The sequence below is a fragment of the Halogeometricum sp. CBA1124 genome (assembly GCF_009741955.1).
Lineage (GTDB): Archaea > Halobacteriota > Halobacteria > Halobacteriales > Haloferacaceae > Halogeometricum > Halogeometricum rufum.
Genome location: NZ_WPCD01000249.1, coordinates 1 through 4,625 on the forward strand (window position 1 = coordinate 1; position 4,625 = coordinate 4,625).

General features: G+C 70.9%; 5 protein-coding genes. 2 read left to right on the forward strand and 3 right to left on the reverse strand.

The features are described 5' to 3' along the window. Positions 1-137 precede the first annotated feature (137 nt). Entirely contained in the window at positions 138-872 is a 735-nt protein-coding gene (locus GJ632_RS19550) for an SDR family oxidoreductase (protein WP_191453814.1), read from the forward strand. A 114-nt stretch (positions 873-986) separates the two neighbouring features. Here GJ632_RS19550 and GJ632_RS19555 read toward each other — a convergent pair whose 3' ends face one another. Both GJ632_RS19555 and psmA read right to left on the reverse strand, forming a co-directional pair. Further along, positions 987-1,859: an MOSC domain-containing protein gene (locus GJ632_RS19555; protein ID WP_191453815.1), complete on the reverse strand. Its 873-nt coding sequence runs from the start codon at positions 1,857-1,859 to the stop codon at positions 987-989. Between the two features lie 6 nt (positions 1,860-1,865). Further along, complete coding sequence (psmA, locus tag GJ632_RS19560) at positions 1,866-2,624, reverse strand: archaeal proteasome endopeptidase complex subunit alpha (RefSeq protein ID WP_089807168.1); 759 nt, start codon at positions 2,622-2,624, stop codon at positions 1,866-1,868. A gap of 260 nt (positions 2,625-2,884) precedes the next feature. Here psmA and GJ632_RS19565 point away from each other — a divergent pair, with 260 nt between their 5' ends. Continuing rightward, the gene (locus tag GJ632_RS19565) at positions 2,885-3,376 is read left to right on the forward strand and encodes a hypothetical protein (RefSeq protein ID WP_197428103.1); all 492 of its coding nucleotides are present in this window, start codon (positions 2,885-2,887) and stop codon (positions 3,374-3,376) included. Between the two features lie 28 nt (positions 3,377-3,404). On the opposite strand, the gene GJ632_RS19570 is transcribed toward GJ632_RS19565, so the two are convergent. After that, positions 3,405-4,250 carry a hypothetical protein gene (locus tag GJ632_RS19570; protein WP_191453816.1) on the reverse strand — a complete coding sequence of 282 codons (846 nt, stop codon included), beginning with the start codon at positions 4,248-4,250 and terminating at the stop codon, positions 3,405-3,407. Positions 4,251-4,625 lie beyond the last annotated feature (375 nt).

Below are 4,625 nucleotides of genomic sequence, written 5' to 3' on the forward strand. Positions count from 1 at the left end.
GCGACGCGGCCGCCCTCGAACACGAGTCGGTCTGCGCTCATGCTCCATCGGTTCTGCGTCCCACCGCCTAAACGTCCGGGTAGCGGTAGCGCGCGGCGGGGTACACCGCTAAGTGCGACCGGCGAGACGGGAGGGACATGTTGGAAGACCTGTCGGGACGGAGCGCACTCGTGACCGGCGCGAGTTCGGGCATCGGCGCGGCGACGGCGCGGCGACTGGCCGCCGAGGGCGCGGACGTCGCCCTCCTCGCCAGACGCGAGGCGCGACTGGAGTCGCTGGCGGCGGACGTCGAAGCCGAACACGGCGTCGAGACGGCCGTGGTGCCGGCGGACGTGCGCGACGAGGACGCCGTCGCGGCGGCCGTCGAACGGACGCTCGACTCGTTCGGCCGGGTGGACGTGGCCGTCGTCAACGCCGGCGTCGCCCGCGGGTCCGACGTGGCGTCGATGTCCACGGACGACTACCGGACGATGACCGACACCAACGTCGACGGCTCGTTCTTCCTCGCTCGCGCCGTCCTCCCGCACCTCGTCGAGACGGAGGGAACGCTGGTCTTCGTCGGCAGTTTCGCCGGGCAGTACCCCCGGCCGTTCAACCCCGTCTACGCCGCGACGAAGTGGTGGGTCCGGGGCTTCGCCCACAGCGTCGCCGCGCAGGTGGGCGACGACGGCGTCGCCGTCAGCGTCGTCAACCCCACCGAGGTCCGCTCTGAGTTCGCCGTCGAGGGGGAGACGTTCGAAGAGCGGTTCGACCCCGGCGAGGTGACCGAACCCGAGGAGGTGGCCGACGCTATCGCCTTCGCGGCCATGCAGGACAACTCCGCGGTGCAGGAACTGGACCTCTACCGCCGGGACAAGTTCGGCGGGTGGTGAGGTGGTGGGGACGGGGTGAAGTGGTGCGGGATGCGGCGACGTGAGACGGGATGAGGTGAGGAGAGGTGAGACGAAGCGAGGAGTGGCGAGTGAAGTGCGGTGCGGGCCCGCGCCTCACTCGGCGGCCGGCCGCGACGCGCCGACGCGCACCTCGTCGCCGACGGCGAGCGTCTCGCCCCACGAGGACTCGGGGACGCGCGTGTTCACCATGAGGCGGAAGTCGTGGTCGAACCAGTCGCTCTCGGCCCAGTCGGGTTTCGTCTCCGCGCGCCGGCGGACGAACGTCTCCCGGAAGCCGTCGTACTCGTCGCCGGTGTCCGGGTCTCGCGAGGGAACGACGCAGCGCTGACACGGGTTGACGCCGGCGAACCGCACGCTCCCGACAGAGAACTCGACGACGCGCCCTCTGCGGTCGAACAGGCGGTCCTCCCAGAACGGCGGGAGTTCGGAGTCGCCGCGGGCGCCGAGTTCGACGTTCGCGCGGAGGCGACGGCGCATCCCGTCGACCGTGATGCCGTCGAACCACGACGCCGTCTCGCGGAGCGTCGCCGTACTCACGACGGTCGGCCCCGACGCCTCGGTGTCGTCGGGGAACCCGCCCGCACGGTTCTGGTCGAGGGACACCTCGTAGCCGAAGAACTCGGAGAGAAACGCCGTCATCGCCGCCCGGTCGTCGTCCACGTCGAACGCCGCTTCGCGGTCCGGGACGGCGAGGCGGAGGCGTCGCGTCGCCGGGTCGAAGTCGGCGCGGATCCGGTGGACCGCACGCTCGCGCTTCCCGTTCACGTAGTCGCCGTTCGAGTCGAACAGGGCGAACTCCCGGTCGCCGTCCAGCCCGCCGTTCTCGACGAGTTCGATGGACTCGCGGTCACAGCCGTCCAGCGATTTCACCGGAAACGTCGTGAGGCGTCGGACGACGGCTGTGGGACCGTCCGTCGGGTCGCCGACTTCGGACCCCTCGTCACCGGGCGTCGAGTCTGCGGGCATCGTCGCCTACTCGGCGTCTTCGTCTTCGTCGTCGTCCGCGCCGGGGACGTGGTCGGAGAGGACGGCGTCTATCTCCTCGTTGTCAACGTCGCGGTAGCCCTCGGCGGAGACGGTGACGACGCTGAGGTTCTCCGCTTCGAGTTCCTCGTCGGGGACGGTGAGCGCGCGGACGGCGAGTCCGACGCCGTCGGACAGCGACAGTTCCTCGCTCCACTCCTCTTCGAGGTACTCCTGGACGTCGCTGCGGTTCGCGCCGATGGCGACGGCCTTCCACTCCTGCGGCGCGCCGGAGGGGTCGGTCTGGAACAGTCGCGCGCGGGTCTCCTCGCCCTCGCCGTCCATGCCGCCGATGAGGAGGGACGCGCCGAACGGCCGCGTGCCGCCGCGCTGGGTGCTCTCCTGAATCATGTCCGAGAGCGACTTCGTCAGCGTCTCGACGCCGATGGACTCGCCGTAGCGGAGGTGGTTCACCTGCGCCTCCTGTCGGGCGTCGTCGACGAGTTGCCGGGCGTCCGCGACGTGGCCCGACGTGGCGGCGCCGAGGTAGCTATCGAGTTTGTGAATCTTCTCGATGCTCTCGGTCTCCATGAGCGACGAACTCGTGCGGCGTTGGGCCGCGAGGACGACGCCGTCGTCGGTTCGGATGCCGACGCTCGGCGCGCCTCGCTTGACTGCTTCGCGGGCGTACTCGACCTGATAGATGCGGCCGTCGGGAGAGAACAGCGACGTACCCCGGTCGTACGCCTGCTGGTCGTTTCGGTTCATACAGCCCCATCCGGTCCCCGGAGGTATAAAAGCACCACCGGGGGAGGATAGTACCGCATCCCGGCGACGTTTACGTCTGCTCGCCCCGACAGCGGACGGTTCGGTACCGCTGCGCGCGACAGCACGCCGTGTCAGAGAGGCCGCGCGTCGCGGAGCGACCAGTCGGAACGGGTGAACGTCCGCGTTCGGGGACTCCCGCCGAATCGAGCGACGCCGCTCCGCGGCCCACACTTTTCTCGCTCGCCGTCGTCTCTCCGACCGTGTCCTACGACCTCCGAACCGTCGTCGCGGTGTTCGTCGTCGGCCTCCTCGTCGGCGGCGGCGGCGTCGCGTACGTCCTCCCCGCGGCGACGACGACCGGCCCCACGTCCTCGACGGGCGTCGCCACGGGATGTACCGCCGACCCGCCCGGCGGACCGTCGTCGTACCTCGTCCGCGTCCCCGGCGGCGAGACGACGACGTTCGTGTTCAACCGGACCTACGCACACGAGGCGGCCGCGCTCGACTTCGATGCGACGGTCGAGAACCCCGCTCCCGGCGTCTACGTCTACCGAATCGCGAGTTCGCCCGACGCCGACGCGGAGAAGACGCCGCCCGAGGACTGCACGCCAGTCTCCCGACTCGACGGCGTCGCGACGGTGCCGAGCGACTACGAGACGTTCCGCGTCGTCTTCGACGGCCGGACGGTGGCCTCCGTCGAGAACGACGGGTCGCACGTGATACTCCGACGACTGGAGAACGGTACCGCCTGAGCGTCGGTTCGCCGGACGGACCCCGTCGTCAGGGTGCGGTCGGCGTCGCATTCGCCGTCTCGGTCGCCGTCGCGTTCGAACCCTGTCCCGTCGCGGTACGCGCCGCGGCCACCCACGCGGGTTCCGCGACCGGTTCGTCGCCGCGGTTCGTGTACTGGATGCGCACCGTCGCCGTCGCGTTCGGCGCGTCGGGCGTCTCGTACGTCCGTTCGAGGCGGAGGACGACGCCCTCCCCGGTGACGAGCGCCCACCCCGTCGAGTTCTCGACGCCGGGGTACGGGTCGGGACCGAGACTGAGCCAGAAGTAGGTGACGCCGTTCTGGTCGATGGCGTCGGTGATGCTGGAGTTCTCCACGGAGAGATACCAGCCGAGGTAGCGTTCGACTCGGTCGGCGTAGTAGCCGTGCCGGGACCGCGCGGTCCGCGTCGGCGTCGCCGAGTAGACGGTGTCGTTCGGCCCCTGCGGCCCGCTGACCTGCCGTTCCCAGCGGATTCCCCCGTCTGCGTACGCCTCCACGTCGGCGACGATGGGGGGGTCAGCCGAGGGGACGCCCCTGCCGGAGACGTTCGTGACGTAGTTGACCGGTGCGGCCACCTCGACGCGTTCGACCCGGCGGCTCCGCTCGGTCCCGTTCACCGCTTCCAGATACGTCAGTTGGAGTTCGTACGGTTGCGTGGTGACGGCGTCGGCGTGCGTCTCCGCGAGGCGGTAGGGGTCCCGTATCCCGTCCGGTCCGAGTCCGGGCGGGAACCCGCGACTTCGCTCGGCCGTCGGTGTCGGCGTCGGGGTGGGCGCCGGCGTGACCGTCGGCGCTGGCGTCGCCGTGCCGTCGGCGTCCTCGACGGGGTCCGCGGACGCGCCGAAACCGCCCACGCTCGCGCGTCGGCGTCGGACCCGACGCCGAACGGAGCGTCGTCCGCCCACAGTCCTCCGACCGACCCCGCGAGGACGAGGGCGACGAGCAGACCCACGACGACGACGGCAGACGAGGGGAGCGAACCCAGCGACGCGGACGACACCGGGAGTCGGTCGCGGAGTGCGGGCGTCGGCTCCGCCGCCTCGGTCAGGAGGGGCCGACCGAGGTGGGTCGCGGCGATTTCGCCGGCCCGTTCGCGCGGGAGGGCGTACAGCAGTTGCTCTCGCAGGTCGTCGGGGGTCGACGACGTCGACGCCGGTCGGTCGATCCGACACCGGCCTGTCGACCACGACGGCGTCGACGTCCGCGGGGAACGTCCGGCGGCCGAGACG